Genomic DNA, 26,988 nt, shown 5'->3' on the forward strand with positions numbered 1-26,988 from the left:
TAAGGGGATACAAATGAGTTTATTTATTAGCCAGGCTTATGCTGACACTGCTGCCGCACCTCAGGGGGGTGGCTGGGATCTGATCATTATGCTGCTGGCCTTTGGTCTGATTTTTTATTTCCTGATTTACCGGCCACAAGCCAAGCGGGTAAAGGAACATCGTAACCTGATGTCTGCTTTGGGCAAAGGTGATGAAGTGCTGACGCAGGGTGGTTTAGTCGGCCGTATTACCAAGATTGCCGAAGACAAGGATTTTATCGCCATTGCGCTGAATGACAGCACTGAAGTGACAGTGCAAAAGTCAGCGGTAGCGGCGGTATTACCCAAAGGCACCTTAAAGTCACTGTAAGACAGCACTGCAGCCACTGCCCGGCACTGGCTGCAGCGCTGAGTTGCGCTTCGGATAGATAAGGAATTTTTAGTGTTAAACCAAAACCCGCTCTGGCGGTACCTCCTGGTCGTAGGGGTGCTGCTGTTGGCACTGGTGTATGCCATGCCAAACTTATACCCGGAAGATCCGGCGCTGAATATTAATGCGACCCGTGGTGGTGCCGTATCAGAAAACACCCGGCAGCAGTTAGAGCAAGCTTTTGTAAGTGCAGGCATTACGCCCAAAGCTGTGACCCTGGAAGCCGGGCAGGTATTGGCCCGTTTTGCCAGCGCGGAAGATCAGTTGCGCGCCCGTCAGGTTGCCACTGAGCTACTGGGTAATGTTAATTATGTGACGGCGTTAAACCTGGTGCCGACTACGCCGGATTGGCTGGCTGCTATCGGTGCCAGCCCGATGAAGCTGGGTCTGGACTTACGCGGTGGTGTGCATTTCCTGATGGCAGTCGATATGAAGGCCGCGCTGGACAAGAATATCAACGATCTGACGCAGGCGTTTCGTGCCGATTTACGTGAGGCCCGGGTGCGTTATCGCTCGGTCACCGCTGACACTGAACGGGGTCAGGTACAAATTCTGCTGCGCTCGGCCGAAGATGTTGCCGCTGCCCGCGCAGCATTGGCGCGTCTGGATCGCGAGTATGTGTTTACCGATGGTGCGGCTGAGTTTAGCCTGAATGTGAGCCTGAGTGAAAACCGCATCCGTGAAATCCGCGAATACGCGCTGAATCAGAATATTACTATTATCCGCAACCGGGTAAATGAAATCGGTGTGGCCGAGCCGCTGGTACAGCGTCAGGGTGCCGATCGTATTATCGTGCAGCTACCCGGCGTACAAGACCCGGCGCAAGCGAAAGAAATTCTGGGGGCAACCGCTACGCTGGAGTTTCGCTTAGTGGATGACCAGGGCGATTTAGCCGCAGCGCTAAATGGCCGCCTGCCACCAGGCTCAAGCCTGTATTACGATCGCAATGGTCAGCCATATTTGCTGGAAAACCGCATTATGCTTACCGGCGAGCATATCACTAACGCCAGTTCCAGTTACGACGAATATGGTCAGCCGCAGGTCAATATTTCACTGGATGCCCAGGGCGGTAACCAGCTGTCGCAAGCGACCCGTGATTCGATTGGCCGGCGTATGGCCACAGTCTTTATCGAATATAAGCCGGGTGAAGAGCTGCAGGCAGACGGCACCCCGGTGCTGATCAAGCAGGAAGAAGTGATTAACGCGGCGACTATTCAGGCCCGCCTGGGTCGTAGTTTCCGTATTACCGGTATTGGTAATCCGGCCGAAGCACAGAATCTGGCACTGTTACTACGCGCCGGTGCGCTGATTGCACCAACCCAGATTATTGAAGAACGCACCATAGGTCCAAGCCTGGGGCAGGAAAATATCGATCTGGGTATGACCGCCATTATGTGGGGTATGGTGGTCGTGTTAGTGTTTATGGTGATCTACTACAAGGTGTTTGGTCTGATTGCCAACGTCGCACTGGTTGCGAATCTGGTGTTAATCGTTGGTATTATGTCGATGATCCCAGGGGCCACGCTAACCTTACCGGGTATGGCAGGTATCGTATTAACAGTGGGGATGGCGGTTGATGCCAACGTGCTAATTTTTGAGCGGATCCGGGAAGAGCTGGCAGAAGGCCGCTCGGTGCAGCAGGCGATCCATCAGGGTTACGACCGGGCCTTCGCGACTATCGCTGACTCTAACATTACCACCTTACTGGTCGCGCTGATCCTGTTCGGTATCGGTACCGGCCCGGTGAAAGGTTTTGCTATTACGCTGGCCATCGGTATTTTAACCTCAATCTTCACCGCTGTAGTGGGTACCCGCTTACTGGTGAATCTGTTCTGGGGCGGCCGTCGTGTACAGTCGTTGCCGATGTAAGGAGGCACAGTGAGAATTTTCCGTTTCCAACAAGCGATCAACTTTATGCGTTTTAAATGGCCGGCATTAATGCTGTCGGCCTTGCTGGTACTGGGGTCACTCGGTTTACTGGCAGTAAAAGGCATTAACTGGGGGCTGGACTTTACCGGTGGTACCGTGATTGAAGCGGGCTTTAGCCAAAGCGCCGATCTGAGCCAGATCCGCACTGTGCTGGCTGAAAGTGGCTATCCGGATGCGGTGGTGCAGTACTTTGGTTCCAGCCAGGATGTGGCGATCCGTATCGCCCCCCGGGACGGTGTAGAACAAAGCCGGATCTCAAACGAGATTATGGCTGCGTTGGCGAAAACCAGTGACAGCCAGATTGAGATGCGCCGGATTGAGTTTGTTGGTCCTTCGGTCGGTGCTGAACTGCGCGAGCAGGGTGGCCTGGCGATGCTGGTCGCCTTACTGGGTATTTTGTTGTACGTCGGTATGCGCTTTGAGTGGCGGCTATCCGTCGGCGCGGTATTAGCACTGGCACATGATGTTATCATTACTTTGGGCTTATTCTCGTTATTACAACTGGAATTTGACCTGACGGTACTGGCGGCGATTCTGGCGCTGATCGGTTACTCGATTAACGATACCATAGTGGTATTTGACCGCATTCGTGAGAGTTTCCGTAAACTACGCGACTCCACACCGGAAGAAACCGTGAATGATGCTGTCACCTCAACCCTAAACCGGACGGTGGTCACCTCCTTAACGACCATTATTGTATTAATAGTACTGTTCACTATGGGCGGTGCGTTAATTCATAATTTCGCGACTGCTCTGTTATTCGGTATTGCGATTGGTACTTATTCGTCGATTTTCGTTGCCAGCGGTATCGCTGTGCAACTGGGGCTGAATCGCGAAGATATGCTGCCACCGCCACCGCCGGAAAAAGAAGGCGAAGGTACTGAGCCGCTGCTGTAATTCCAGCTGAAATATGCTAAAAATGCCAGTCAACGACTGGCATTTTTTTTGGAGTAACAGATGAGTAAGCAGCATGCACCAGGCTTTCTGGCCTTAGTTGAGGCGGCCAAAGCCCAGATCAAAGAGATCAGCATTGACGAGCTGTTACAACATCGAGAGCCTTATGTGTTACTGGATATTCGCGAAGATCATGAATGGTTAGACGGACACTTGCCAGAGGCGATGCATCTGGGTAAGGGGATTATTGAACGCGATATCGAGCAAACCGTACCGGATAAGAAGCAAAAGATCGTGTTGTACTGCGGCGGTGGCTATCGCTCCGCATTATCTGCCCAGACCTTACAGCAAATGGGGTATCAGCAGGTGCTAAGTTTAGCCGGTGGTTACCGGGACTGGTTGCAGCGCAATCTGCCAGTGGTTAAACCTTGAATCAGCCAGGTTAAACTGGCGGCAAATAAAAATCCGGCCGCAGCCGGATTTTTATATCTTAAAGCGTCTTTATTTCGCCAGCGTTTCTGACAGATGCGGGCGCATATCTTTAACCATCGCCTGCAGCACTTTCGGGCTGGCAGCAACGATATTGCCGCTCTTCATATGGTTATTGCCGCCGGCAAAGTCACAGACCATACCACCGGCTTCACGCACAATCAGTTCACCGGCAGCGATATCCCATGGCTTTAAGCCGATTTCCCAGAAGCCATCAAAGCGACCGGCCGCAACATAGGCTAAATCCAGTGCGGCCGAGCCGGTACGGCGCATATCAGCGCAATCGGCAAAGAAGCTGTTAAAGATTTTACTGTAGCTGTCTAAATGGTGTTTGGCTTTAAACGGAAAACCGGTGGCCAGGATAGTACCTTCCAAATCCGGTAAATTATTAACCCGGATGCGGGTACCATTTAACTGGGCGCCACGGCCACGTGAGGCAGTAAACAGCTCACCACGCAGCGGATCGAAGATCACCGCCTGATCTAATTTACCCTGGTGTTTTAAGGCGATGGAGACCGCGAAATGCGGAATGCCTTTAATAAAGTTGGTGGTGCCATCCAGCGGATCAATAATCCATTGGAATTCGCTGTCATTATTACCGTAATCGCCATGCTCTTCGCCAACAATACCGTGGGTTGGGAAGGATTTCTTTAATACAGCCACGATAGCCTGTTCAGCTTCACGATCAACGTTGGTGACGAAGTCGTTAGTGCCTTTTTGTAGTTTCTGAACCATGTCCAGCTGGCCACAGGCCCGGGCGATAACATTACCTGCGCTGCGCGCAGCACGGATTGCGATGTTTAACATCGGATGCATAGCGATTACCTTATTTGTAAAGAGCTGTATAAAGAACAATCAAAAGAGCGGCGCGTATTGTAGCGGCTACAGCAAAAAAGTAAAGCTAAAAGCAAGGTTTGCATCGCACTAACAGATATTTTTACGGGCGCTAATTTATTCAGAGCCAATTCAGTTTCGCTGGTCAGAATAAGCTAAAGTAGCAATAGTCAACACGCCCGAATGGATGAACCCAACCATGATCAAAAAAATTACCCTACTGCTGGCCGTCAGTGCCATGCTCAGTTTAACCGCCTGTGGTGCTTTACATACCTCAGTTGCGAAACGTAATCTTGATGTGCAAACCAAGATGAGTTCCTCAATTTTCCTCGAGCCGGTAGAACCGGAGCAACGCACCGTCTTTGTTGATATCCGCAATACCTCGGATAAACCGGAGTTTGATTTACGTTCACAGGTGGTTGCCAGCCTGCGCAGCCGGGGTTATCAGGTGATTGACAGTCCGTCACGGGCGCACTACTGGTTACAAGCCAATGTGTTACAGGTAGGGCGTAGTAATGCCCGCGAAACGCAGGGCGCGCTGGCTGCCGGACCTGGTGCCGTCGGCGGCGCGGTCACAGGGGCGGTGATCCATCGTTCTACCGGTGGCTCTGTAGGGGGGACGGCTGGTGCAGCGGTAGCCGGTGCGGCGGTAGGTACCATAGTGGATGCGATGGTACAGGATGTGTACTACAGCGTGATCACTGATATTCAGATTATGGAGCGCTTTGACGGCAAGGTGCAGGAGCGCTCTGAGCATACGTTATTGCAAGGTGATAGCGGCAGTACCCGTAGTACCTTTTCCCAACAGACCAATATGCGTAAATACCAGACCCGGGTGGTCAGCTCAGCCAATCAGGCCAACCTGAAGTGGGAAGAGGCCGCACCGTTATTAACCGACGGTCTGGCGCGCGCTCTGGCTGGATTGTTCTAAATGCGTTTGCTGGTACTGCTTCTGCCAGCACTGTGGCTGCTTACTGGTTGTACGGCCATGCATACCTCGATCAGTAAGGGGAAGCTGGACGTACAGATGCGGATGAGTCAGACCATCTATCTGGACCCGGTGGAGCCAGAACAGCGCACGGTGTTTCTCGATATCCGGCAAACCGCGGCCGAGTACCAGCAGCCTTTGATGCGCGATGTGGCAGCCTTATTAACCGAGCGCGGCTATCAGCTGGTAAATTCTCCGGCAGCCGCTCAGTATTGGTTGCAGGTAAATATCCGTACTGTGCTCAATCAGCCACCACAACAGGTATTGCGTGAGCAGTATGCGATGACTGAGCAACAAATTGCCGAGTTTATGCACCCAGGGATGGCGCCGCCAGAGCCAAAAGCGCCGCGGCAACGTGGTGTCACGCCAGCGGTCATTTACGCTGATACGCATTTTGATAGTGACGTCCGCACTAAAGATGTGGTGCGGGTACTGGCGGCGGTCGCTGTGATTGCCGGTGCTGAATATGTCGGTAACCAAATGGTCAAAGACAAGTACTATACCCTGTTGGCGGATATTCAGGTGGCAGAGCGTCTGGACCCGTCGGCACCGGCGTTAGTGCTGGAGCAAAGCGAACATCGGTTAGTACAGGGCGACAGCGGCCAGCTAGAGCAGATGTGGGAAAATATGACAGATCGGCGTAAATACCAGGTCAAATTGCTCGGTTTTGCCAACAAGGCTAATCTGACCTGGCAGGAAGCCGAACCTTCCTTACATCAGGGTTTACTCCGTTCGTTATCCGGGATCTTTTAAATGAGCCAGTATTGGCGGCAGGCCAGCACTGAGCCGGTGAGACTGTCCGATTGGCAGCCCGACTGGCCAGCGCAGGCGGCTGCCGAGGCAGCGCGGTTAAAACAACGCTGGCCACAGTTTTTTTCCGGCCGGATTGAACATTTTGGCAGTACTGCCATCCCAGGGATGCCGGCCAAACCCATTATCGATCTGTTAGTGGAAGTCGCGAGTCTGGCGCAGATCCGCGACCAGGCAGCGCCATTGATGGCAGCTGAGGGATATCAACTATTTTGGCGGCCAAAGGTCAAAGGCGAGCAGGAGATTGATTATCTGTGGTTTATTAAACGCAACGCCGAGGGGCAGCGCAGCCATCATTTGCATATGCTGACGCCCGATTCGGAGCATTGGCAGAAGCTGATATTTTGTCATTATTTGCAGCAGCATCCGCTTGTGGCTGCTGAGTATGCCAGGATTAAACGTCAGGCTGCAGCAGATTTTGCTGACGATCGCCAGGCGTACAATCTGGCGAAAGCGCATTTTATCCGGCAATTAATGGCTCGGATCGCTGCGTCGTCATAAAAAAGTCATTTTAAACGCGTTTAATGCATGACAACTTTAACTTAGGGTTTTGTTATGACCAGCCTATTTTTCTTACGCCACGCCACTGCCGAAGTAATTCGCCCCGGTCAGTTGGATATTGACCGCTGTTTAATTGAAAAAGGCCGGTGGCAGGCACGCAAGGTGGCTAACTTTATGTTGAAATACAATCTGACACCGCAGTTGGTGCTAAGCAGCCCTTACCCCAGAGCCAGCCAAACGGCGGCTATCGTCAGTAAGGTGGCAAGGTTACCGTCGGCCGAGGAACAGCATTGGCTGGCGCTGGAAACGCCAACCTGCCAGGCATTAACCGCACTGCAGCAGGCCAGATTGGCATGGCCGCAGCAGGTGTTGCTGGTTGGGCATGAACCGGACTTCTCGGCGTTAATCAGCGCTTTGCTCGGTAGCCAGCCGCCATTATTAAAGATCCGCAAAGCCTCTTTAACCTGTCTGCAGCTGGCTGATGATGGCTCAGCCAGCTTACAGTGGTCGTTACCGGTCAGGTTTATGTCTTAATTGCCGCTATTGGCGATTGGCTGTGGTGCAGCAAGTTGCAGCGCACGGACGTCCATGCCACTGGGGTGTTGGTAAACCCTTAAACCAAATTCCGGCAGAATGGCCAGTAAATGATCAAAAATATCCGACTGTATATTTTCATAACTCACCCAGGCCGTGGTATTAGTAAAACAGTAGATCTCCAATGGCAGGCCATCTGCACCCGGCGCTAACTGTCTGACCATACAAATCATATTTTGGTGGATGCCGGCATGGTTTTTCAGATAATGCTGCACATAGGCACGAAAGGTGCCCAGGTTAGTAATCCTGCGGGTATTCACCGGTTCTTTGCCTTGCTCAGCCAGAGACTTATTCCAATCATCAATTTCGTGTTGCTTTTCTGTAAGGTAAGCCTGCAATAAACGAAAGCGGCTTAAACGCTGAATTTGTTCGGTATTCAGAAAGCTGACACTTTGCTGGTCCAGCATCAGGCTGCGTTTAATCCGCCGACCACCGGATTCCTGCATACCGCGCCAGTTTTTAAAGGGATCCGTCATAAAGCGCCGGGTCGGGATGGTGGTAATAGTCCGATCCCAGTTCTGGACTTTCACCGTATGCAAAGCAATATCTATCACATCGCCGTCCGCATTGAGCTGAGGCATTTCAACCCAGTCGCCAACACGAATCACATCGTTTGAAGAGATTTGTACACTGGCCACCAGAGAAAGGATGGTGTCCTGAAAGATCAGCATCAACACGGCAGCCATGGCACCTAAGCCGGAGAGCAAAATCAGCGGTGAGCGATCAAACAGCGCAGCGATAATCAGAATGAGTGCCAGCGCGTAAATCAGAATTTTTACGACCTGAATATAGCCTTTAATAGGTTTGCTCTTCGCATCAGGCCGTCGCTCGTAAAGACCGTTGACCATAGTCAGAAAACCACTTAACGCCAGCGCAATCGTTAGCACAATAAAAGCATTAGCAACATTGGCCACGATTGTGATCAAGGTCTCAGGTAGCCCTGGTACTAAGTTGACACCGGTGGAGATCACTAAGGCCGGTACCACATTTGCCAGGCGGGCAACAAAAGCCAGCTGTGTTGCAGCATCCGGCAGGGCTCGTTGGCCAAGTAGCCGGAAAATTCCTTTAAGCAGGATTTGTTTGACGATAAAGTTGGCCAACCAGGCCAGAACTAACAAAGCTGACAGCGCCAGCACTAATTGCAGGTGACTATCCTGCGTTACACTATCCAGTAGTGTTTGGGTTGAACTATCCAATTTCACCTCCTGTTTCGGCGATACGCATCGTATCTACAACGGTTCAGGACGACAGAAAATATCCGATTGGATGCGTTACGCCGAAAAAATTAACCGAGCAGGGAGTATACCGGATCCCAGGCTTAGGACCAAATCATGATGCCTGGCCTGGGTGCCTAAAGCATTATTGATGCATGTTATCGTGCAGATTTTCGCTGAGCTCTTTACCTTTACGTTCGTTACGTAAATCGCGGTATACCGCAGCTCGCATAATCAGCATGGCACTGACTGGCGCCGTTAATAGTACGAATGCGGTGATTAACAGTTCATGCACCACCGGACGTTGCTCAAGGCCAGTGAAATACAGCATAGAAGCAATTAAAAAACAGCCTGCACCAAAGGTGATAGTAATGGCCGGACCATGGATCCGCTGATAAAAATTAGGCAGCCGATACAAGCCAAGCGCACCGATCAACGTAATAATACTGCCGGTCAGTAGTAAGAGCACCACCGGGATGCCGAGCCAGAGCGGCAGGCTTTCAGGTAATTGCATCATTCGATAATCTCTCCGCGCATCAAAAATTTCGCCAGCGCAATGGTCGAGACAAAGCCGGTCAGGGCGATTAACATGGCCAGCTCAAAATACACCAAATTGGCAAAGCTGATCCCCAACAGTAGGGTAAACAGCATCACCACCATCCACAGCGTATCAAGCGCCAGAACCCGATCCTGTGCAGTTGGGCCTCGCATTAAGCGCAAGGTACACAACAACATGGCAATTAGCATGCAGCATTGCGCAAAATATAGACTGTACTCTAAAACAACGATCATTTGGCCTCCGCTTCAAAAATGTCCAGCAAGGGCTGTTCGTAGCGCTGTTTAATGGTAGCTACCCACCAAGCTGCATCATGTAAATCAAAGACATGTAGCGACAATTCGTGGGTCTCCGGAATAATCTCCACCCAAACTGTGCCAGGCGTCGAGTTAATTAAGCAGGACAATACTGCCAGCCCCGCCGGATTACGCAAATCCAGAGGTACCCGAATAAACTGCGAGTTAATTTGCTGGCGCTGAAACAAAATAATCCGGCTGACGTTAACGCAGGACCGAATAATCTCCACCAGTGACCAGCTTAATAAACGGAATAACACCAGCGGTTTACGAATACCGCTATGCACTGGCTGTAAGGGGGCCGTATAAAGCGGCACTACCAGCGCCAACACACTACCAAACAGGATATGGGCGGGGGCGATGCTTTGATTCAGCAGCAGCCAGATCAGCAGCAGCGTCAGTGAGAGTATAGGTGACGGCAAGAATCGGCTCATTGACCCTCCCGGTTTACAGCGACCGTTTGTAATACTTGCTCAATATAACGGCTGGTCTGTACTAAATCATCGGCGACCCGCTCCAGCAAACCACTAAGTGGACCGGCAAAGATTGCCATATTAATGCAAACCAGCAATAACAATAAGACCGGACTGACTTCACTGAATTTCAGGCGTGGACTTTGTGCACTGTGTGCTGTCCAGAAACTGCGAACACCAAAACGCATCAACGAGATAATCGCAGTCAGGCCGGCGACAAACAGCAGTAGCAAGAAGACCCAGCTACTGGCGTGCATTGGTGTTTGTAGCAGTTGATGTAAGATACTGAACTTTGCAATAAAACCGGATAACGGCGGTAAGCCGGCCATAATCAGAGCACAGGCAGCAAAAGCCAGCCCCAGGAATGCCATCGCAGCCGGAATCACCACACCGGCCGATTCCTTCTTTTCGCCATCGAGTGCAAAAAACTCCATACTTAATGCTAATACGCTGTCGGTTGGGGTGTAGATGCGCTCAATCAATTCGGTCAGTAACACGAAGGCCGCGACTGCCAATGTCGAGCTGAGTAAATAAAATAGCATGGCACTTAGTGTCAGATCTTGGCCTAAACCAATTAACGCCAGCAGGATACCGGAGGAAATCACCGCACTGTAACTGGCAATCCGGCCCGGGTCCTGACTGGCCAATAAACCAATAGCGCCAAAGGCCAGAGTCAGTAAGCCACCATATAGCAGCATGGTATTACCAAAGCCAGCAGAGCTGCCGGCGGTATCACCAAACCACAGATAATTGAGGCGCAGTACCACATAAACCCCAATTTTGGTCAGTAATACCAGCATGGCGGTAACGGGTGGCGAAGCCGCTGAGTAGGTGGTAGGTAACCAAAAACCTAACGGCCACATTGCACTTTTGGTTAAAAAGGCCACTGCCAAAATCGCAGCGCCGGTATGCATCAGTTGCCGTTGTGCCGGCGCCAGTTCTGGTATTAATCGCGCCAGATCGGCAAAGTTCAAGCTGCCAGTTGCCGCATAAACCAGCGCAATCCCGAGTAGAAAAAACACCGATGCAATCAGATTCACCACGATATACTGCATGCCGGCCCGGATCCGGGTGATGTTATAACCATGCAGTAACAGGCCATACGAGGCTGCCAGCATAACTTCAAAGAAAACAAAGAGATTAAACAGGTCACCGGTTAATACCGCGCCATTAATCCCCATCAGCAGGAGCTGAAATAATGTATGAAAGTGTACGCCAAGCTTAGCCCAGCGACTGTAGGAAAACAGCAGCGCGCAGTTGGCTAATAACGCAGCCAACACCAGGAACAGACTGGCCAGCCTGTCGCCAACCAGCACAATACCAAAGGGCGCCACCCAATTGGCCGCCAGATACACTAACAAATCGTCGCCGGTAGCCGGACCATCGGTCACGATTAACAGCCAGCAGGCCAGCACCAGCAACAGCAGTGTGCTAAGTTGATTTAATACATATTTCAGTTGGTGATGACGCTCATTGACCAGTACCAGTACCGCACCGGTCAACAGAGGCAGCAAAATAGGCAGGACCAAAATTTCCGACAACATACTGGTCATTCGTCCGTTTCCTTCTCTTTACCGTCAACGTGGTCGGTGCCGGTTAACCCGCGTGAGCCCAATAGCACTACCAGATAAAGCGCCGTGGTCGCAAAACCGATAACAATTGCTGTCAGTACCAGCGCTTGTGGTAACGGATCGGCATATAACGCCGGGTCCAGTGCTGTTTCATCGAGAGTGAGCGGCGGTTTATTCAGACTGATCCGACCGGTAATAAAAATAAACAGGTTTACCGCATAAGACAGCAATAACAAGCCCGTAATGACCTGAAAGCTACGGGGCCGAAGTACCAACCAGACGCCGGAAGCAAATAAAATACCAATCGCCAGTGCCAGAATGATTTCCATTAGCGATCCTCCTGTTGCAGGTTAGTGGCGTCGGGATTTGCTCCCGGAACCCGATGGCTACGTACCGATTGGTGAGCCAGAGCAGTCAGGATTAACATGGTGGTGCCTACGACGACGGCAAATACACCTAAATCAAAGATAAAGGCGCTGGGTAAATGCAGCTCTCCTAATACTGGCAAATAGATATGCGCGGTATGTGTTGTCAGGAACGGATGACCAAAGACCCAGGCTCCCAAGCCGGTAACCACTGCTAAGCCCAGGCCAACGCTAATCCAGCGGTGTGGCTGCATTTTTAAGCGAGCTTCAACCCAGGCGGTGCCAGCCAGTAAGTATTGAATAATTAAACCGACCGCAAAAATTAAGCCGGCGATAAAGCCGCCGCCGGGTAAGTTATGACCCCGCATAAAGAAGTACACCGATACCACGATAATAATCGGGAGTAGCAAACGTATGTATATGCCCGGAACCTGCAAATAGCCACTGCCGGCTTGTTCTGCCGGCGTCTGGATTGACGCTGGATCAATCGGGTTGGTTTGCTGCGGTGGCAGTTTAATACTTTCGGCTGCAGGCCGAAAACGGCGTAGCAGGGCATAGACAGTCAGTGCCACAATACTCAGCACCGTAATCTCACCCAGCGTATCAAAACTGCGGAAGTCGACCAACAGCACATTAACCACGTTACTGCCACCACCAAGTGGTAAGGAGTTTTCGATAAAGAACCGGCTTATCGTTTGATTTTCAGGCTGGATCAAGATCAGGTAACTGACTACGCTGAGAATGACCCCTGAGCTAATAGCGATCAACAGGTCACGGCTGCGTCGAAGTTTATCGCGGGAGCTGGCAATCAACTGTAATTTTTTTGCCGAAATCCGTGCCGGCAACCAACGTAAGCCCAGCAGTAACAGGATGGTCGTTACCGTTTCGACCATCAGTTGCGTCAGTGCCAGATCCGGGGCCGACAGCCAGAGAAAGGTCAGGCTGGTGACGATACCGGTACCGCCCACCAGAATCAATGCTGCCAGCCGGTGATACTTTGCCTGCCAGGCCGCAGCAATAGCACAGGCGGTGCCAGCCAGCCAGAGTAAAGCAAAGGGCCAGTGAATGGGAGTATAGGTTAATTGCGCCGGAACAGTCGGCATAAACCATAATAAGACTGCTCCCGCCGCCATTCCTGCCAGGATGAGCAGTAACAGCTGAGGCTGCAAGCGGCGTGAACTGAGTGAACGCTCCAGTCGGGCAGCACTGGCTGCCAGCCAGAGCATAGTGGCTTCGTAACTTTCTTTGCCATTTAAACGGTGGAATAGCGGGACTTTATCTCGCTGGCGCAAATTACATTTTAATTGCAGCCAGCGATAGAAAACAATGCCACCAATAAAGGCGATAATGCTCATAGTGAGCGGCAGGTTAAAACCATGCCAGATCGCTAGGCTATACTCCGGTAATTGCTCTGCTAACACCGAGGCTGCGGCTGCTTCCAGCAGAATGCCTATACTTAATTCTGGCAGGATGCCTACCACCAGACAACATAAGACCAATAACTCTACCGGGAAGCGCATCCAGCGAGGCGGCTCGTGCACCTCTTCGCCGCCGTCGGTCTGCAGTGGCCCAAAAAATACCTGAATAAAGCGTAACGAGTAAGCGACACCAAAGATACCCATCATGACGGCCGCGGCTGACATCCACCAGTTTGATGCTGAGCCAACCATTAACGCTTCAGCGAAAAACATTTCTTTTGATAAGAAGCCGTTTAACAATGGCACCCCGGCCATAGCGGCGCTGGCAACGATGGCCAGCGCAGCGGTATAAGGCAGAACCCGTCGTAAGCCCGATAATTTACGCATATCGCGGCTACCGGTTTCATGGTCGATAATTCCCACCGCCATAAACAGTGAGGCTTTAAAGGTTGCATGATTCAGGGTATGGAAGATCGCCGCGACCATGGCCAGTGGTGTACCGATACCAAGCAAGCAGGTAATCAGACCAAGATGGCTGATCGTCGAATAGGCGAGTAACCCTTTTAAATCGTGCTGAAAAATCGCCAAAAAGGCACCAATCAGCATGGTACAAACCCCGGCAGTTCCAATAATCCAGGTCCATTCCGGGGTGCCGGCCAAGACCGGCCATAACCGCATTAACAGGAACACCCCGGCTTTTACCATGGTTGCCGAATGCAGATAAGCTGACACCGGGGTAGGCGCGGCCATCGCGTGGGGTAACCAGAAATGGAAAGGGAATTGGGCACTCTTGGTCAGAGCGCCCAGCGCAATCAGGATCAGGATTGGCAGATACCAGTCATGGGCTTTAATCTGCTCGGCTTGCTGTAAGATCTGATCCAAATCATAGCTGCCAGCAACATGGCCTAACAGCAGTACACCAACCAGTAAACAGAGGCCACCAATCGAGGTCACCGTAAAGGCCATCCGCGCGCCGCGGCGGGCATCGGGTCGGTGATGCCAGTAACCTATGAGCAAGAATGAGGTCAGGCTGGTGAGCTCCCAGAACATGACGAGTTGAATCAGATTACCGGAGAGCACTACCCCTTGCATGGCGCCCATAAATGCCAGTAAAAAGGCAAAGAACCGCGGCACCGGATCTTTGGGTGACATATAGTAGCGGGCATACAGCACCACCAGCAGACAAATACCTTGGATCAGCACCGAAAATAGCCAGGCCAATCCATCCATCCGGAAAATCAAATTAAGGTCAAAAGCGCTTAGCCAGTTGAGTTGATAACGCAGGGCTGTACCCTCACTGATTACTGCATATTGTGATAGCGTGAGTAGCAAGCCACATAGCGCGATAATGGCTGCGAACCAGGCTTCACGGTTACGGGCATGTTGTGGCATACAGGCAGCGACAGCGGCACCGAGAAAAGGCAGTAAAATCAGAGAGAGTAGTAGCATCTGGCTCCTTAAATAATAATCCGATTGAAAACTGCTGTGACAGGGCTTAACCAGGTTAAGTCTGTAAAAACAAGGAGTGTGAACGCTGAACTTACCCGCGACGGACCACCGTAAATAGGGTAGGCCGGGTACCTCTGCAGGCCCTTACTTTATTTTGGCGTTATTTTTTTGTCAAGTTCGGTTTTCTATCAGGATGCCGCTAAACAGCAGTGGATCAGCTTATCTGCTCGTAAACAAAATGGCCATCACATTGACATGCTGGCCTGCGGTAAAGCCATTGCGCCAGAACATGGTGCGGCAGAGCCAACCTATCCGCTGGCATTATTGCCGGTGCCGAAAAATAAATAAGCTGCCAAAGTAGCAGCTTATTTGGTTCACAGCCAGATTATCCAATCGTTTAGTGGCGGAAATGCCGCACGCCGGTAAACACCATCGCCATACCGTGCTCGTCGGCGGCGGCAATCACTTCCGCATCGCGCATTGAGCCACCTGGCTGAATCACTGCAGTAATACCGGCAGCGGCAGCGGCATCAATACCATCGCGGAACGGGAAGAAGGCATCTGAAGCCATCACTGACCCTTTTACTTCCAGTTTCTCGTCTGCAGCTTTAATACCAGCAATTTTTGCGCTATAAACGCGGCTCATCTGGCCGGCGCCGACACCAATGGTCATGCTGTCTTTCACATAAACAATGGCATTGGATTTGACAAACTTCGCCACCTTCCAGCAGAACAGCAGATCTTTTAGCTCTTGCGCTGTCGGTTGCCGTTTGGTCACCACTTTCAGATCTGACTCGCTGATGCGGTGCTGATCGCGATCTTGCAGTAAAATACCGCCATTAACCTGTTTAATATCCAGCGCCGGCGCAGCAGCGGCAAAGTCGCCACACACCAATAAGCGGACATTCGGCTTGCTCGCCACTACAGCAACGGCTTCAGCGCTGGCGCTAGGGGCAATAATTACTTCAACAAACTGACGGCTTACAATTTCTTGGGCGGTAGTTGCATCCAGCTCACGGTTAAAGGCAATAATGCCACCGAAAGCCGAGGTCGGATCCGTGCTGTAAGCGCGGTTATAGGCTTCTAAAATACTATCGCCAATCGCTACACCGCAAGGGTTAGCGTGTTTGACAATGACGCAGGCCGGCTCGGCAAACTCTTTCACGCATTCCAGCGCCGCATCGGTATCCGCAATATTATTGTAAGACAGCGCCTTACCCTGCAGCTGCGTCGCGGTCGAAACTGAGGCCTCAGTGGCGTTGGCATCGACATAGAAGGCGGCTTGCTGGTGGCTGTTTTCGCCGTAACGTAAGTCCTGCTTTTTCACAAACTGGCTGTTAAAGGTGCGCGGGAAACGGCTGGCGGCTTCTTCGCTGCCATAAGCCGGTAACATGGCACCAAAGTAATTGGCAATCATGCCATCGTACTGGGCAGTATGTTCAAAGGCGCTGATCGCCAGGCTAAAGCGGGTTTCTAAGGTGGTGGCGCCATTATTGGCGTTAAGCTCAGCCAGTACTTTCGGATAATCACTGGCATTGACGATAATGGTAACGTCCTGATGGTTTTTCGCGGCGGCACGTACCATAGTCGGGCCACCGATATCGATATTTTCTACCGCATCGGCCAAGGTGCAACCCGGCTTGGCTACGGTATTGGCAAAGGGATACAGGTTCACCACTACCAGATCAATAGGGCCAATATTATTGGCTGCCATTACCGCTTCGTCGGTGCCGCGGCGCGCCAGAATGCCGCCGTGAATTTTCGGGTGCAGGGTTTTTACCCGGCCATCCATAATTTCCGGATGACCGGTGTAGTCTGATACTTCAATCACGGCGATACCATGCTCGGCCAACAGTTTGGCGGTACCACCGGTAGACAGGATCTCAACCTGCATTGCGGCCAGGGCTTTGGCAAATTCTACAATACCGGTTTTATCAGATACGCTTAATAAAGCGCGGCGCACAGGGCGAAGTGTATTCATCAGCGGGTTCTCTTTGTCACGGTTGTCGTCACGGTTGTCACGGAAACGAATGCTTGCTATTGCTTGCTTCAGGCTGGCTGCAGCTGCCAGCCTGCTATTTTGTCACTAAAGTTTAGCCAATAAAAAAGCACCCGAAGGTGCTTTTAGCGGGGCCAACCCCGCCTGGCATTATGACATGCCGTATTGTTTTAACTTTTTGCGCAGCGTGCCGCGGTTGATACCCATCAGGTTAGCGGCACGGGTTTGGTTGCCGCGGGTATATTTCATTACTTCTTCCAGTAATGGCCGCTCTAATTCAGATAATACCAGCTCGTACAGATCGTTAACGTCCTGGCCGTTTAACTGTTGCAGGTAGTTGGCAACAGCTTTTTGGACGGCACTGGATAAGGCTTGTGGCTTTTCCTGAGACTGAACGTGGGCGTTAGTGATAAATGGCGAAGTAACGTTCGAATTAAACATTGCTTTTCTCTTTTACGTTAGGTTGCTGCTAGTTTATGAAAATAGCTATTTAAGGCATCCAGCTGCACATTGGCATGCTCAATACCGTTGAATTCACTACGAAATAACCCATCCGGATCATGCTCTGCCAGGTACCAGCCCACATGTTTGCGGGCGATACGGGCACCGGCATAGTCACCATATAACTGGTGCAAGCCCTGCACATGTTCCAGCATGATTTGCTGCACTTCGCTAACCGAAGGCGCAGCCAGTTTCTCCCCTGTTGCCAGATAGTGCACCACTTCCCGGAAAATCCATGGCCGACCCTGGGCCGCGCGACCAATCATAATGGCGTCGGCGCCGGTGTAGTCGAGCACGAATTGCGCTTTTTCCGGTGAGGTTATATCACCATTGGCGATGACCGGTATCTTCACCTGCTGCTTAATGGCAGCAATGGTGTCGTACTCGGCTTCTCCTTTATACATACAGGCTTTGGTGCGGCCATGCACCGCCAGCGCCTGAATGCCGTTATCCTCGGCAATGCGGGCGATTTGCACGCCATTGCGATGTTCCGGGTCCCAGCCAGTGCGGATCTTCAGTGTTACCGGTACCTTAACGGCTTGTACCACTGCCCGCACAATTTGCTCTACCAGCTCCGGGTATTGCAACAGGGCTGAGCCAGCCAGCTTTTTATTCACCTTTTTCGCCGGGCAACCCATATTAATGTCGATAATATCGGCGCCGATGTCGACGTTATACTGCGCGGCGGCAGCCATTTGTTCCGGATCGCTGCCAGCAATTTGCACCGAGCGAATACCAGACTCCTGGCGATGGCCCATCCGATTTTGTGACTTTTCGCTTTGCCAGACCTGCGGATTGCTCGATAGCATCTCTGACACAGCTAAAGCCGCACCAAACCGGCGGCAGAGTTCACGAAAAGTGTGATCGGTTACCCCAGCCATCGGAGCGCAGATCACCTGATTCGCTAACTGATATGGACCTATGCGCACCACTGATTCCAAGGCTCTGTCCTCAAGGGGCGCTAAGTTTACGGATTTTTACCACTAAAGCAAAGGCTGTTTTTTAAACAATTTTTGCTTTTTTTTGCCGTTTCAGGGATTGACATTCCCTAAAAGGCTGAAAATAAGTGTTTTCCGAAAAACCGACCCGCGAATTTACTGCATGTCATTAAAAGATAATTTAACTGTTGCTGTTTTTTGCAACAGTAGCCAGCAAAACATAATCGGCTGAATTGCGCCTGAATCAGGCGATTTTCCGCGCGCTTAAGCGCACCCATTCTTCCTGTACTGCGATAGGGTCAAACTCAAATTCGCTGGCATAGGCCGCCATGACGCTTTGTGCCTGACTCTCCAGAATACCGGATAACGCCAGTAAACCGCCCGGCTTAACATAGGCGCTGATAACGGCCGAGAGTTCCGCCAACGGGCCGGCCAGGATATTGGCCACCACCACATCGGCCTGTAAGCTCGGTTGATCTTTGGGTAAATACAGCTCAATTTGCCCGGCTACGCCATTGCGCTCGGCGTTGGCTTTAGAGGCCATAATCGCCTGCGGGTCAATATCGATACCGACCACCCGGCTGGCGCCAAGTTTCAGCGCGGCAATGCCGAGAATGCCCGAGCCGCAGCCAAAATCGACCACGGTTTGTGCCGGTTTGATATGCTTATCCAGCCATTGCATACAAAGTGCGGTGGTAGGGTGGGTACCGGTACCGAAGGCCAGGCCCGGATCCAGCAGCACATTAACGGCAGTCGGGTCCGGAATATCGCGCCAACTGGGGCAAACCCATAAGCGCTTGCCAAATTTAATCGGGTGGAAGTTATCCATCCACTCGCGTTCCCAGTCTTTATCTTCCAGCTGTTCCAGCTTATAGCTGAGACCTTCTTTAAACAGCGCCGTGCTTTCCAACTGCTTCAGCACTTTTTGCATCGGGTGTTCGGCATCAAATAAGCCCATTACCACGGTATTTTCCCAGTACAGGATTTCCCCCGGCAGCGGCTCATAAATTGGTGTATCTTTGGCATCAAGAAAGGTTACAGCCTGGGCGCCCCAGCTCATCAGCATATCGCTGACCTGCTCGGCTTTTTTCTCAGTGGTGGTGACCCGCAGTTGGATCCAGGGCATGATAAAACCTCAGCTCGCCAATAAAGGGGCGATATTGTATACCCAAACGCCGCATTTTGCTCGTACTTTGGGGTCACGTCAGGGCAAGATCACGAACATTTAACGCGCACTTTAACATAACTGATTGACCGCGATTTTCCGTTGTGATCAGATACTGGCTTTTGCGCGGAGCCAGTTTATGAACATCGATATTTTTGCAGAGCACTTTTCAGAATTAGAAGACCCAAGGCAAGCATCTAAGGTCGTTTACCCCTTGTTTGACGTGGTGTTTTTAACGCTGTGTGCCGTTATTGCAGGCTGTGAGGGCTGGGAAGATATTGAAGATTTCGGTGAAAACCGCTGCTCTTCTATTCATATGGTTAGCGCTTTTGCCAGTGCCAATGGCGTGGTAATGGGCCAGGTTAAAACGGACGAGAAGAGCAACGAAATTACGGCGATACCTCAGCTACTTAACTTGCTGGAGCTTAAAGGATGCTTGGTCAGTTTGGATGCCATGGGATGCCAGAAAGAGATAGCGCAGCAGATAGTAGATAAAGAAGCTGACTACCTGTTGACGGTTAAAGGCAACCAAGGGCAGTTGCATGATGCAGTAAAACAAGTCTTTGCGGGTAAAGCGCACAAAGACACTGCAGCGCAGTCACTGGAAAAGAACCGTGGGCGCTTGGAGTACCGAGAATTCCAGGTATGTGATGCCAGTGAATTACCGGAAAAACTCAAAGCTGCGTGGCCTGCGCTGACAACCTTGGGCATGGCAACCACCTATCGGGTGGAAAAGGACAAGCGAGCAGTATTAGAACAACGTTATTTTATCAGCTCAGCCGCGCTTAGTGCCGAGCGGCTATCCAGCGCAGTTCGCGAGCATTGGAGTATCGAAAACCAGTTACACTGGGTGCTGGATGTGAGTTTAGGTGAGGATGCGTGCCAGATATATCGTGGTAATGCAGCGACTAATCTTGCCACGATGCGACACTTTGGTTTGAATATGTTACGCGCTGAGAAGCGAAAAATGAGTATCAGAAGAAAGCAGCGTCAGGCATTGATGAATGAGGCTTATTTGGATGCAGTGCTGGAAGCCTGCATGGGTATGGTTATTAAATAACCACTCGTAATCTTGCCCTGGGGGTCACGTACTTTGGGGTGACAAATCCGAGGAAATCGGCGTGCATCGTTTTAACATTCATGGTGAGCATCCGCGGTTTGGGACTTTTGACGAATGATCAGATCGGGAACTACCATGAATGTTCCCTAATCGCCTAACTTTTTATTTTAACTACAGAATTTTTGGGGATCCCTCAGATAATCTGCTTATTCTTGGTTATTTGACGTGGAGTTTTTAATTAAATTAATTCAGAATAAAAACTTAAAGAGTTTGTGGACACTAAAATCTTAACGATGGAGCGGTATTTTTACCGATATTGTATGAAAAAAACATTATTACTAGGACTTGGAATTACGCTTTCGGCGTTAACATTATTAGGCTGCGGCCAGAAGGTTGATGGTATAAAAAGCGAATTTGCTGAAAGAATCGACAGTACAGAGAAACACAGCTTTACGGGCTACACGGTAATTGTTACTGAAAGTAGCATTAAAAAAGCGAATGAGTTTGAAGAAAAAAACAGCTTAGGGTTTGACACAGGTGTGGATGAAAATGGTCATCTAAAAACCCTTAATAAAGTGTCATTTAAAAATGATGAATTTCGAAAAATTGAAGAAATTAGAAAAGTCTATGAAAGTGAATTAGCAGCCCTTAGAACGAGAGTGCAATCTAACATTGATGTAGAGGCAAAAAGAATTAACGGTAACATTACCAAGCTTCAAGGTGAGCGTGAAACGCTGCAAGAAAGAATGATAAGCTACAATGCCGCTACTGCAAACGAGCTAGCCTTGCACGAACAAGCGAGAAGCAAGCATCAAGGCATTGAACGCAAAATGAGCGAGCGAAAAGAAAAGTTCTATGAGGAATTCAAGAAAATTGTTTTGGAAAGCAATCTGCCTATCGATGTTAATTCAAGACCAGAACCAAGAAACTTTTATCGGTCTTATGCGTTAAAGAATAACGCGCCGTGTGATAATCGAATTGAGGTAATGAGCAATCGAGGTACTCCAGTAGCCTATTGCGTTGAAGCTCGGATAGATCAATCGCAAATTGCTTTAGCGCCAGCATTGATAAGCTACGGTATGGATTATGAGAAGTTGCAAAGCGAGAGACGTCAAGCTAATCAGGAAGTCAGTACGACACAAAAAGCATTATCAGATGCACGGATCATCGCTTCTAACAGATTAAGCATTAATCCAACCAGAATTGAACGCGAAATTGCAAATCTTGACCGTCAGATCAATACAGAGCGTGCAAGCCTGGAATCAGCGACTAACTTTACCAGCCAATTTAATCGCGCAAACTACAATGATCGCAAATTAAATGAAACAGCTAATAACTACAGGAGAGCCATACTTGATTACGCTAGATCAGTAAAAGTTGAAGCGTTCTTAAAGTCGGGTTACAACATTGATAAATTCAGCGATGAAAACGACAAGCCTAAGCTGTCAGAAAAAGATAAGGGTATGGTGATATATGTATTCACCAATAAAAATAACAAGCAATATGTATTCCTAACCCCTGTTAATAGCCGGAGTAACAAAACATACGGTGAGATTTTTGAAAACGATGTAGTACCAAGAAGCTTTGACTTCAACATATCTAAAAATAAGGATGTGTTAAATGTGGTTAAGGGAATCATCTAACTAATCAAAGATAAATACGGTAAAAAGAAAGTATAAATAATGCTGTCTCAGACTGCTGACAAAGTCCTGGACGCAGATCCAGGACTTTGAGCTAATAGATTTAATGCCTGAGTTTTCAAAAAAGTGTGATAATAAAATAAAAAAAGCCCCCGGCAGGTAACAGGCGGGGGCTTTTTACGTTATGGTTGTTACTTAATACCCAGTTTCTTTTCCAGATAGTGGATATTGGTGCCGCCCTGGCAGAAACCGGCATCGCGCATAATATCTTTATGCAGTGGGATATTGGTTTTAATGCCTTCGACCAGTAACTCGTCCAGTGCGTTACGCATCCGGGCGATGGCGATATCACGGCTCTCACCGTAGGTAATCAGCTTGCCAACCATGGAGTCGTAGTTTGGCGGTACGCTGTAATCGGCATAGATATGCGAATCCCAACGGATGCCGTTACCACCTGGTGGATGGAAGCGGGTGATTTTACCTGGTGACGGAATAAAGCTAACCGGATCTTCGGCGTTAATCCGGCATTCCACCGCATGGCCACGGATCACGATATCTTCCTGCTTAATGGTCAGTGGCATGCCAGAGGCAATGCGCAGCTGCTCTTTAATCAGGTCGACGCCGGTAATCATCTCAGTAACCGGGTGTTCTACCTGAATGCGGGTATTCATCTCGATAAAGAAGAATTCGCCGTTTTCAAACAGGAACTCGAAAGTACCGGCGCCGCGGTAGTTCATCACCTTACAGGCATCGACACAACGGCCACCGATAAAGGCACGCAGTTCTGGAGTAATGCCCGGTGCTGGTGCTTCTTCCACCACTTTTTGATGGCGACGCTGCATTGAACAGTCACGTTCACCTAAGTGAATCGCATTGCCCTGACCATCCGCCAGCACCTGAATTTCGATATGACGTGGGTTTTCCAGGAATTTCTCCATATACACCATGTCATTACCAAAGGCGGCCTTGGCTTCGGCCTTGGTCATTTCAATTGAGCTAACCAGTTCTTCTTCGCTACGCACCACGCGCATACCGCGGCCACCACCGCCACCGGCAGCTTTAACGATAATAGGGTAACCGATGCGTTTCGCGATCGCTTTATTAGTAGCCGCATCATCGCCGACTGCGCCGTCTGAGCCCGGTACACAAGGTACGCCGGCTTTTTTCATTGCTTCAATGGCGGAAACCTTATCACCCATCAGCCGGATCGAATCCGGGTGCGGGCCGATAAAGACCAGGCCGCTTTCTTCAACCTGCTGCGCAAAGTCAGCGCGCTCGGCTAAAAAACCGTAACCCGGGTGGATGGCCTGGGCATTGGTCACTTCGGCCGCCGCGATCAGCGCGGGGATATTCAAATAGCTTTGTGGTGACGGTGCCGGGCCAATACAGATGGTTTCATCGGCCAGCAGCACGTGCTTTAAATTACGGTCAACCGTGGAGTGCACGGCTACCGTCTTGATCCCGAGCTCTTTGCAGGCACGCAAAATGCGCAGCGCAATTTCGCCTCGGTTTGCGATCAGGACTTTTTCCAGCATTAGTGCGTCCTTATCTTATTCGATAATAAATAGCGGTTGATCGAATTCTACCGGCTCGCCGTTTTCAACCAGAATTTCTTTTACCACCCCGGCCTTGTCAGACTGGATTTGGTTCATCATTTTCATCGCTTCGACGATACAGAGCGTATCACCGACTTTTACGCTTTGACCGACTTCAACAAAGTTTTTCGAGGTTGGCGAAGCGGCGCGGTAGAAAGAACCGACCATTGGTGATTTAACCACGTGACCAGACACCGCAGGTTGGGCAGCGGCTGGAGCGGCGGCCACAGGTGCGGCGGCAGGAGCGGCAACAGGTGCCGGAGCCGGGGCAGCATAATGCATCGGCGCTGGGGCATAGTGCTGCGCCGGGCCATTACGGCTGATACGTACCGACTCTTCACCCTCGGTAATTTCCAGCTCAGAAATGCCTGATTCTTCCAGCAGTTCGATCAATTTTTTAATTTTTCTAATGTCCATCTTTTTCGCCTGATTGAGTTAATTTTGGTTGTGTGGTCGTAACAGTGATACCGCCGCATCCAGAGCATAGTGGTAGCCTCTGGCGCCCAGGCCACAAATGACCCCTTTGGCGATATCAGATAAATAAGAGTGTTGGCGGAAAGCTTCCCGGGCATGCACATTGGATAAATGTACTTCGATAAAGGGAATCGCCACTGCTAACAGCGCATCACGCAGCGCAATGCTGGTATGGGTAAAGGCTCCGGGATTGATAATAATAAAATCCTGCTGCTGATAACTTTGTTGAATGGCGTCAATCAATTGATGCTCGGCATTCGATTGCAGCGCCGTCAGCGTCACGTTAAGCTCTGCTGCCTGTTGTTGCAAGCCGGCGACAATTTGCGCCAGCGTCGCGGCACCATAGGTCGCAGGCTCCCGAATACCCAGCATATTCAGATTAGGGCCATTCAATAACAGAATGCGTAAATTCGCGGTCATTAATTAAGTTATCCTGTCTTTTCCCGGAAGATGTCAGCAAGTGTTGCCGTAGCTGTTAGATGCACACTTTACGGCCAATTTGGGCACCTTGTCGATGCCTGTCTGACAGATCCGCGCCTTATTATAGTGAAATCGCCGCAAATGGCAGCAAAATACTGGTCTTATCAGCCAGTAGCCATCTGGATGGTTAGGATCTCGGCGACCTAAAGGGGAAGACAAGAGGAAAGGACTCGGCTGCAGCCTGGCTTGCTGCAGCCGGTCATTATTATTGCATCATGGCCTGTAAATGATTGGCAAAGGCGCTGGCATTCATAAAGCCGGTGACACGGCTTTGTGTTAGCTCGCTGCCATCGGGGGCGAAAAATAGCAGGGTGGGTAAACCCAACACCTGATAGCTATCCAGCAGCGCCTGATCTTTGCGGGTCATCCGGGTGACATCAATTTTAATCAGCCGCATCTGTGAGGTGAGGGCGGTAACCTCCGGCCTTGGAAAGGTCAATTGCTCAAACTCTTTACAGGCTACGCACCACTCGGCATACAGGTCGACCAATGCATACTGACCGGCCGCTTTCGCCTTCTGCAGTTGCTGCGCCAGCTCATCGGCATCTTTTACCACAATAAAGCCGAGCGCATTAATATGCTCGCCTTCTGCGCTTACCGTCGCTTGCGGCAGTGCCGGGCTGCCCGGGCGGTAATACTGTAAATTCAGCCAGAAGATACCCAGTAACAATAGCTGCGCCAGCACTGCGACACCGGCTTTAGCGTTGACGCTGCTTAGGCTGAACAGCAAGCGGTATAAATAAAATACCAGCGCCAGCGTTAAGACGCTGCCAAGGGCTAATACGATCCAGAAAGGTAAAAAGCGCTCTAACAGGATCAGTGGCACGGCCAGTAACAGGAAGCCAAAGATATTTTTTACCGCGTTCATCCAGTTGCCGGCTTTTGGCAGCAGGCGACTGCCTGAGGTACCGAGTAATAACAAGGGTAAACCCATCCCCAGGCTCAGCACATAAAGCGTCAGGGCGCCAAGGGCCAGATCGCCACTTTGCGCCACATATAACAGTGCCGCAGACAGCGGTGCCGTAGTGCAGGGTGAGGCAATCAAGCCGGATAATGCGCCCATGGTAAAGGCGCCTTTAAGCGAGCCGCCTTGTTGTTTATTACTGACGCCAGCCACCTTTTCCTGCCAGCGCGCTGGCAATTGCAGATTAAAGACGCCGAACATCGCCAAGGCCAGCAGCACGAAGATCACGGCAGCGACGATTAACACGGCTGGATGCTGCATTGCCGCCTGGAATTTCACGCCTAAGCTGGCGACCACCAGTCCGAGCAGAGAGTAGGTCAGTGCCATACCCTGCACATAGGACATCGACAAGCCAAAGGCGCGTTGGGTCGACAGCCGCTGGCCCTGGCCGACAATAATGCTACTTAGAATCGGATACATCGGAAACACGCAGGGGGTAAAGGACAGCCCTAAGCCGAGCAGGAAAAATATGCCCAGACTCACCAGCACTGAGCCTTCGCTTAAGCGCTCCAATAAGCCAAACTGGCTGGATACCGGTGCTGTTGTCGCTAAGCTGGTGCTGGTTTCAGACTGGCCAGGCTGGGTCAGTGGAATTTCAATGGTCGTTGGTGGATAACACAGACCGGCTTCGGCGCAGCCCATAAACTGCACCCGAAAGAGTGCATCTTCGTCGATATCAGACAGCGGGATCTTCAACTGCAGCTGATGATAATAGACTTCGGTTTTGCCAAAGAATTCATCTTCAATACTGATACTGGCCGGATAGCTTGGATGCGAAAAGCTGACTGCCACGCCGCCAAACTTAAACTTATCGCGATACATATAATAGCCATCGGCGATGGTCCAGCTTAGCAACAGCTCGTTATCCTGCTGGCGGTAGTCCAGCACAAAGGCCTGTTCCACCGGTAAAAATTGTGGCTGGCCCTGCAACAGGCTTTGCAGCACAGCATTATTATTCGTCGGGCTGGTTTGCGGGCTTTGCTGCTGCGCAGCCGCCGTGCTGGTTAGCAACAGGAACAGCAGGGGCAGCAGCAGTAGATAACAACAGCGTTTAATCACAGGTAACCTCATTAATCCAGGCGGCATAAGCCTGATTCAGCTGACAAAGCTCAACGGCGATAATTTCCGGCACAGCATACGGGTGAATGGCGCTTATGGCTTGCTCAATTGCGGTAAAGTTCCGCTTTGGCGCTTTAAGTTGCAATTGAATTTCCACCGCCTGCTCCAGTTTGCCTTGCCAGATATAACTGGATTGTACCGCGGGTAGCCGGTTAACACAGGCCACCAGCCGTTGCTGTAACAGCTGGGTGCTAATGGCGGTTGCCGTTGCCTCATCCGGGCAGTTACACAGGATCAGCAGATAATCGCGCATATCAGACCTT

28 protein-coding genes are annotated in these 26,988 nt (G+C 50.8%); 11 read left to right on the forward strand and 17 right to left on the reverse strand.

What is annotated here, in order from left to right; all coding sequences use genetic code 11:
- The first annotated feature begins 13 nt into the window (after nucleotides 1–13).
- From yajC to AEST_RS03280, 4 genes are all read left to right on the forward strand, one after another.
- A complete protein-coding gene (gene yajC / locus AEST_RS03265) occupies nucleotides 14–349 on the forward strand; it encodes a preprotein translocase subunit YajC (protein WP_008607039.1) in 336 nt (111 codons plus the stop codon).
- A 72-nt stretch (nucleotides 350–421) separates the two neighbouring features.
- A complete protein-coding gene (secD, locus tag AEST_RS03270) occupies nucleotides 422–2,278 on the forward strand; it encodes a protein translocase subunit SecD (protein ID WP_039924994.1) in 1,857 nt (618 codons plus the stop codon).
- 9 nt (nucleotides 2,279–2,287) lie between these two features.
- Nucleotides 2,288–3,235, forward strand: coding sequence for a protein translocase subunit SecF (gene secF, locus AEST_RS03275; RefSeq protein WP_008607041.1), 948 nt, complete (start codon nucleotides 2,288–2,290; stop codon nucleotides 3,233–3,235).
- Nucleotides 3,236–3,295: 60 nt separating this feature from the next.
- Nucleotides 3,296–3,664, forward strand: a complete 369-nt coding sequence (locus AEST_RS03280) for a rhodanese-like domain-containing protein (protein WP_008607042.1) — start codon at nucleotides 3,296–3,298, stop codon at nucleotides 3,662–3,664.
- Nucleotides 3,665–3,733: 69 nt separating this feature from the next.
- On the opposite strand, the gene suhB is transcribed toward AEST_RS03280, so the two are convergent.
- Nucleotides 3,734–4,537, reverse strand: a complete 804-nt coding sequence (gene suhB, locus AEST_RS03285) for an inositol-1-monophosphatase (protein ID WP_008607043.1) — start codon at nucleotides 4,535–4,537, stop codon at nucleotides 3,734–3,736.
- Nucleotides 4,538–4,754: 217 nt separating this feature from the next.
- Here suhB and AEST_RS03290 point away from each other — a divergent pair, with 217 nt between their 5' ends.
- The 4 genes from AEST_RS03290 to AEST_RS03305 are packed head-to-tail and all read left to right on the forward strand — an operon-like array spanning nucleotide 4,755 to nucleotide 7,388.
- Complete coding sequence (locus tag AEST_RS03290; RefSeq protein WP_008607044.1) at nucleotides 4,755–5,486, forward strand: complement resistance protein TraT; 732 nt, start codon at nucleotides 4,755–4,757, stop codon at nucleotides 5,484–5,486.
- Nucleotides 5,487–6,296 carry a complement resistance protein TraT gene (traT, locus tag AEST_RS03295; RefSeq protein WP_008607045.1) on the forward strand — a complete coding sequence of 270 codons (810 nt, stop codon included), beginning with the start codon at nucleotides 5,487–5,489 and terminating at the stop codon, nucleotides 6,294–6,296.
- Nucleotides 6,297–6,854 carry a GrpB family protein gene (locus tag AEST_RS03300; RefSeq protein WP_008607046.1) on the forward strand — a complete coding sequence of 186 codons (558 nt, stop codon included), beginning with the start codon at nucleotides 6,297–6,299 and terminating at the stop codon, nucleotides 6,852–6,854. It begins immediately after the preceding gene.
- Between the two features lie 54 nt (nucleotides 6,855–6,908).
- Nucleotides 6,909–7,388 (forward strand): SixA phosphatase family protein, encoded by a 480-nt coding sequence (locus tag AEST_RS03305; protein WP_008607047.1) that lies wholly within the window; start codon nucleotides 6,909–6,911, stop codon nucleotides 7,386–7,388.
- Here AEST_RS03305 and AEST_RS03310 read toward each other — a convergent pair.
- The 7 genes from AEST_RS03310 to AEST_RS03340 form a co-directional block, all read right to left on the reverse strand.
- Complete coding sequence (locus tag AEST_RS03310; protein WP_008607048.1) at nucleotides 7,385–8,644, reverse strand: mechanosensitive ion channel family protein; 1,260 nt, start codon at nucleotides 8,642–8,644, stop codon at nucleotides 7,385–7,387. The two genes, AEST_RS03305 and AEST_RS03310, sit on opposite strands and share 4 nt — an antisense overlap.
- Before the next feature lie 163 nt (nucleotides 8,645–8,807).
- Entirely contained in the window at nucleotides 8,808–9,179 is a 372-nt protein-coding gene (gene mnhG, locus AEST_RS03315; protein WP_008607049.1) for a monovalent cation/H(+) antiporter subunit G, read from the reverse strand.
- Nucleotides 9,176–9,454 (reverse strand): K+/H+ antiporter subunit F, encoded by a 279-nt coding sequence (locus tag AEST_RS03320; RefSeq protein WP_039924995.1) that lies wholly within the window; start codon nucleotides 9,452–9,454, stop codon nucleotides 9,176–9,178. The genes mnhG and AEST_RS03320 overlap by 4 nt, the downstream gene beginning before the upstream one ends.
- Nucleotides 9,451–9,948 carry a Na+/H+ antiporter subunit E gene (locus tag AEST_RS03325; protein WP_008607051.1) on the reverse strand — a complete coding sequence of 166 codons (498 nt, stop codon included), beginning with the start codon at nucleotides 9,946–9,948 and terminating at the stop codon, nucleotides 9,451–9,453. The genes AEST_RS03320 and AEST_RS03325 overlap by 4 nt, the downstream gene beginning before the upstream one ends.
- Nucleotides 9,945–11,540, reverse strand: coding sequence for a monovalent cation/H+ antiporter subunit D (locus AEST_RS03330; protein WP_008607052.1), 1,596 nt, complete (start codon nucleotides 11,538–11,540; stop codon nucleotides 9,945–9,947). The genes AEST_RS03325 and AEST_RS03330 overlap by 4 nt, the downstream gene beginning before the upstream one ends.
- Nucleotides 11,537–11,887: a Na+/H+ antiporter subunit C gene (locus tag AEST_RS03335; RefSeq protein ID WP_008607054.1), complete on the reverse strand. Its 351-nt coding sequence runs from the start codon at nucleotides 11,885–11,887 to the stop codon at nucleotides 11,537–11,539. The genes AEST_RS03330 and AEST_RS03335 overlap by 4 nt, the downstream gene beginning before the upstream one ends.
- Complete coding sequence (locus AEST_RS03340) at nucleotides 11,887–14,790, reverse strand: monovalent cation/H+ antiporter subunit A (protein ID WP_008607055.1); 2,904 nt, start codon at nucleotides 14,788–14,790, stop codon at nucleotides 11,887–11,889. Before AEST_RS03340 ends, AEST_RS03335 begins: the two co-directional genes overlap by 1 nt.
- Nucleotides 14,791–14,958: 168 nt before the next feature.
- Here AEST_RS03340 and AEST_RS03345 point away from each other — a divergent pair, with 168 nt between their 5' ends.
- On the forward strand, nucleotides 14,959–15,138 hold the full coding sequence (locus AEST_RS03345; RefSeq protein ID WP_008607056.1) for a hypothetical protein: 180 nt from the start codon (nucleotides 14,959–14,961) through the stop codon (nucleotides 15,136–15,138).
- A 49-nt stretch (nucleotides 15,139–15,187) separates the two neighbouring features.
- Here AEST_RS03345 and purH read toward each other — a convergent pair whose 3' ends face one another.
- The 4 genes from purH to prmA all read right to left on the reverse strand — a co-directional run bounded on the left by purH (nucleotide 15,188) and on the right by prmA (nucleotide 19,354).
- Nucleotides 15,188–16,771, reverse strand: a complete 1,584-nt coding sequence (gene purH, locus AEST_RS03350) for a bifunctional phosphoribosylaminoimidazolecarboxamide formyltransferase/IMP cyclohydrolase (RefSeq protein ID WP_008607057.1) — start codon at nucleotides 16,769–16,771, stop codon at nucleotides 15,188–15,190.
- Between the two features lie 168 nt (nucleotides 16,772–16,939).
- Nucleotides 16,940–17,230 (reverse strand): DNA-binding transcriptional regulator Fis, encoded by a 291-nt coding sequence (gene fis / locus AEST_RS03355; RefSeq protein WP_008607059.1) that lies wholly within the window; start codon nucleotides 17,228–17,230, stop codon nucleotides 16,940–16,942.
- Nucleotides 17,231–17,247: 17 nt separating this feature from the next.
- The gene (gene dusB, locus AEST_RS03360; RefSeq protein ID WP_008984489.1) at nucleotides 17,248–18,219 is read right to left on the reverse strand and encodes a tRNA dihydrouridine synthase DusB; all 972 of its coding nucleotides are present in this window, start codon (nucleotides 18,217–18,219) and stop codon (nucleotides 17,248–17,250) included.
- 253 nt (nucleotides 18,220–18,472) lie between these two features.
- The gene (gene prmA, locus AEST_RS03365) at nucleotides 18,473–19,354 is read right to left on the reverse strand and encodes a 50S ribosomal protein L11 methyltransferase (protein WP_008607062.1); all 882 of its coding nucleotides are present in this window, start codon (nucleotides 19,352–19,354) and stop codon (nucleotides 18,473–18,475) included.
- A gap of 178 nt (nucleotides 19,355–19,532) precedes the next feature.
- On the opposite strand from prmA, the gene AEST_RS03370 reads away from it, so the two are divergent.
- Both AEST_RS03370 and AEST_RS03375 read left to right on the forward strand, forming a co-directional pair.
- Nucleotides 19,533–20,453 carry an ISAs1 family transposase gene (locus AEST_RS03370; RefSeq protein ID WP_039924996.1) on the forward strand — a complete coding sequence of 307 codons (921 nt, stop codon included), beginning with the start codon at nucleotides 19,533–19,535 and terminating at the stop codon, nucleotides 20,451–20,453.
- 320 nt (nucleotides 20,454–20,773) lie between these two features.
- Nucleotides 20,774–22,096, forward strand: a complete 1,323-nt coding sequence (locus AEST_RS03375; protein ID WP_039924999.1) for a hypothetical protein — start codon at nucleotides 20,774–20,776, stop codon at nucleotides 22,094–22,096.
- A gap of 188 nt (nucleotides 22,097–22,284) precedes the next feature.
- Here the strand turns inward: AEST_RS03375 and accC are convergent, their stop codons facing one another.
- The 5 genes from accC to cutA form a co-directional block, all read right to left on the reverse strand.
- Nucleotides 22,285–23,628 (reverse strand): acetyl-CoA carboxylase biotin carboxylase subunit, encoded by a 1,344-nt coding sequence (accC, locus tag AEST_RS03380; RefSeq protein ID WP_008607065.1) that lies wholly within the window; start codon nucleotides 23,626–23,628, stop codon nucleotides 22,285–22,287.
- Between the two features lie 15 nt (nucleotides 23,629–23,643).
- Nucleotides 23,644–24,105 carry an acetyl-CoA carboxylase biotin carboxyl carrier protein gene (accB, locus tag AEST_RS03385; RefSeq protein WP_008607066.1) on the reverse strand — a complete coding sequence of 154 codons (462 nt, stop codon included), beginning with the start codon at nucleotides 24,103–24,105 and terminating at the stop codon, nucleotides 23,644–23,646.
- Between the two features lie 18 nt (nucleotides 24,106–24,123).
- Entirely contained in the window at nucleotides 24,124–24,582 is a 459-nt protein-coding gene (gene aroQ, locus AEST_RS03390; RefSeq protein WP_008607068.1) for a type II 3-dehydroquinate dehydratase, read from the reverse strand.
- Nucleotides 24,583–24,847: 265 nt separating this feature from the next.
- Nucleotides 24,848–26,665, reverse strand: a complete 1,818-nt coding sequence (locus tag AEST_RS03395; protein WP_039925052.1) for a protein-disulfide reductase DsbD — start codon at nucleotides 26,663–26,665, stop codon at nucleotides 24,848–24,850.
- The gene (gene cutA, locus AEST_RS03400; protein WP_008607070.1) at nucleotides 26,658–26,978 is read right to left on the reverse strand and encodes a divalent-cation tolerance protein CutA; all 321 of its coding nucleotides are present in this window, start codon (nucleotides 26,976–26,978) and stop codon (nucleotides 26,658–26,660) included. Before cutA ends, AEST_RS03395 begins: the two co-directional genes overlap by 8 nt.
- Between the last annotated feature and the right edge of the window lie 10 nt (nucleotides 26,979–26,988).

The organism is Alishewanella aestuarii B11, from assembly GCF_000280055.1.
In the GTDB taxonomy this organism is placed as follows: domain Bacteria; phylum Pseudomonadota; class Gammaproteobacteria; order Enterobacterales; family Alteromonadaceae; genus Alishewanella; species Alishewanella aestuarii.